This is a genomic window from Pseudomonadota bacterium (assembly GCA_030859565.1).
Classification (GTDB): domain Bacteria; phylum Pseudomonadota; class Gammaproteobacteria; order JACCXJ01; family JACCXJ01; genus USCg-Taylor.
The window spans coordinates 1-2,524 of record JALZJW010000270.1 but is presented as its reverse complement, the minus strand read 5'-3'; the positions used below and the strand labels follow the sequence as shown (position 1 = coordinate 2,524).

The window sequence follows — 2,524 nt, the reverse complement described above, 5'->3', positions numbered from 1 at the left end:
TTTCGGACGGCGATCCCGCGTTTCAGGTCCGCAAGATCTGGCGGGCCGGGCTGGCCGATGCGGTCGCGGGAGCGGTAATGGTTTTTCCGCGGAAGACGGAGCACTTCCTCGAGGCCACCGCATTCTATCCCGCCGATCGCCACGTCATTGTCGATGACAAGCCCGCCGTGCTGCGGCGGGCGCGGGCGGTCCTGGGCGACGCGGCAACCACCGTCCAGATCGCCCACGGTCACTATGCCGCGCGGGACGCCGCGGACGGCGACCCGGCGATCGACTTCCGGCTCCGGGCCATCGGTGAGCTGGCCACCCATTTCGGCCCCGATTTGTCGCGGTGAATCCCAACCGCGGTTGGTTTGCGCCGAACCCAAGCAACGGCATCGGCGAGATGCTTGCCGCATTCATCAGTGGTTCACAATTTCCCTTGACACAAAGGCCACGAGACAAGTACTATGCGCAAGCCCTAGCGGAACAGCGGTCCCGCGGCCAGGCTTGGACGCGCCCCGGTCGCCAGGAAACTGGTATGGATTGGAAGCGCGATCGCACTTGACCGATTATGGTTGATGCGGTATACTAGCTAGGCCCTTGAACGAGGGCATTCCCCCGAGGTGTTCGGGAAGCGTTTGTACGGTCGTCCCATTCGCGGAACGACTGGTCAGTGGGCGTTCGTCGCCCGCCCTCGCGACAACGAGGGCCGCTTCTGGGTTGCCCAGAGGGGAAGCACGTTGACAAGCTGACGCGCGTTTCGGCGTTGTGGAGATGATGATGTCAAAGCGGGCGGCTTCGCCGTTCGCGCTTGGGATCGGGTGTCGACACGAGGCTGAAACGATTGAGATAGCGCGTCGAAGACGGAGCAAATACGCAAACGGTGCTTGGTGAGGTGCCATCCCGTCAATCGAGTGGGACAACACAGCCAGACAGATGGTTGAACAATGAGCACCGCTGTCGAGCCACAAGGGCTCGCGGCCTGGTGCGTTTTGGTGGAGAGTTTGATCCTGGCTCAGGATCAACGCTGGCGGCGTGCCTAATGCATGCAAGTCGAACGGGGTTCTCTTCGGGGGACTTACGTGGCGGACGGGTGCGGAACACGTGGGTGACCTACCCTGGTTGGTGGGGGATAGCCCGCGGAAACGCGGGGTAATTCCGCATGAGCTCATCCGGGCGTGGCCCGGGTGCGCAAAGGGTTCTTCGGAACTCGCCGCAGGAGGGGCCCGCGGCCGATTAGCTAGTTGGTGGGGTAACGGCTTACCAAGGCGATGATCGGTAGCTGGTCTGAGAGGACGGCCAGCCACACGGGGACTGAGACACGGCCCCGACTCCTACGGGAGGCAGCAGCAAGGAATCTTCCCCAATGGGCGCAAGCCTGAGGGAGCAACGCCGCGTGCGGGATGACGCCTTTCGGGGTGTAAACCGCTTTTCGGCGGGAAGAAGGCGCCCTCGCGAGGGGGGGCTTGACGGTACCGGCGGAATCAGGACCGGCTAACTACGTGCCAGCAGCCGCGGTAATACGTAGGGTCCGAGCGTTGTCCGGAGTTACTGGGCGTAAAGCGCACGCAGGCGGCGGCGCCGGCCCGGCGTGAAAGCCCCCGGCTCAACCGGGGAGGGTCGTCGGGGACCGCGCCGCTTGAGGGCAGCAGGGGGTGGTGGAATGCCTGGTGTAGTGGTGAAATGCGTAGAGATCAGGCGGAACACCCGTGGCGAAGGCGGCCACCTGGGCTGCACCTGACGCTGAGGTGCGAAGGCGTGGGGAGCGAACGGGATTAGATACCCCGGTAGTCCACGCAGTAAACGATGCCGACTAGGCGTGGGGGGACTTGACCCCCTCCGTGCCGGAGCTAACGCGGGAAGTCTGCCGCCTGGGGAGTACGGCCGCAAGGCTAAAACTCAAAGGAATTGACGGGGGCCCGCACAAGCGGCGGAGCGTGCGGTTTAATTCGACGCAACGCGCAAAACCTTACCGAGGCTTGACATGGGGCTGCAAGCGCGTGAAAGCGCGTCGCCTTCGAGGGTGCTCCACAGGTGCTGCATGGCTGTCGTCAGCTCGTGCCGTGAGGTGTTGGGTTAAGTCCCGCAACGAGCGCAACCCCCGCGTCTAGTTGGATGTTCTAGACGGACTGCCGGCCGCAAACCGGAGGAAGGTGGGGATGATGTCAAGTCAGCATGGCCCTTACGCCTCGGGCTACACGCACGCTACAATGGCCGGGACAGTGGGTAGCCAAGCCGCGAGGCGGAGCGAATCCCCCAAACCCGGTCTCAGTTCGGATCGCGGGCTGCAACTCGCCCGCGTGAAGGCGGAGTCGCTAGTAACCGCGGGTCAGCAGTACCGCGGTGAATATGTTCCCGGGCCTTGTACACACCGCCCGTCACGTCACGAAAGCCGGCAACGCCTGAAGCCGGTGGGCCAACCCGCCTCGCGAGAGGGGGGCGGCAGCCGTCGAGGGCGGGGCTGGTGATTGGGACGAAGTCGTAACAAGGTAGCCGTAGTGGAAACTGCGGCTGGATCACCTCCTTTCTAGGGAGCGCCGTC

1 protein-coding gene and 1 rRNA gene are annotated in these 2,524 nt (G+C 64.1%); both read left to right on the top strand.

Annotated features, from left to right (window positions below):
• On the top strand, nt 1–335 hold a 335-nt coding region (locus tag M3436_20620; protein MDQ3566373.1), incomplete at its 5' end, for an HAD family hydrolase.
• A 639-nt stretch (nt 336–974) separates the two neighbouring features.
• Nucleotides 975–2,509: ribosomal RNA gene (locus M3436_20615) — 16S ribosomal RNA — on the top strand.
• Nucleotides 2,510–2,524 lie beyond the last annotated feature (15 nt).